The sequence below is a fragment of the Escherichia sp. 94.0001 genome (assembly GCF_013369155.2).
Taxonomy (GTDB): domain Bacteria; phylum Pseudomonadota; class Gammaproteobacteria; order Enterobacterales; family Enterobacteriaceae; genus Escherichia; species Escherichia coli_F.
In genome coordinates this window covers 1-454 of the sequence record NZ_JABWMS020000242.1, presented here as the reverse complement: position 1 = coordinate 454, position 454 = coordinate 1, and the positions used below count along the sequence as shown (strand labels likewise).

General features: G+C 59.5%; 1 pseudogene. It reads right to left on the bottom strand.

The features are described from left to right. Window positions 1–454, bottom strand: a pseudogene (locus tag HEN33_RS27240) (terminase large subunit); the annotation flags it as partial.

Genomic DNA, 454 nt, shown 5'->3' with positions numbered 1-454 from the left:
TGGCCTGTTTGGTGATAAGAATGGCGTTACCTTTAGGCTCCACCCGGGCATTGCCAACGCACCAGGCCATCAGTGGCTGACCACCATGCACCAGCACTCCCTCAGCCAGTTTGCGCTCGGTGGTTTTGATGGCCCCGCCCAGCTTCCAGCCCTGGCTTATCCCCACCACACTCTCATCGGGGATCCCGGCTTCCGCCAGTGAATCCAGAATCTGCCCCACACCTGACGGGTCAATACCGATATGATCCAGTAACTCAGCCTCATGAATACGACGCACATACTCCGCCACTTCCGCCGTGTCATCCCCGACCCGACGGACAATCGTCATGTCTCCACAGGCCACAAAATCCTGAAACCGGGATGCCTCACTCTTCCGTCTGACCACCGCGGTTTCATGCACCCAGGCATGGCCCCAGCCCAGCCATTCGCGGGTTTCCCTGTCACGGCCAGTCAC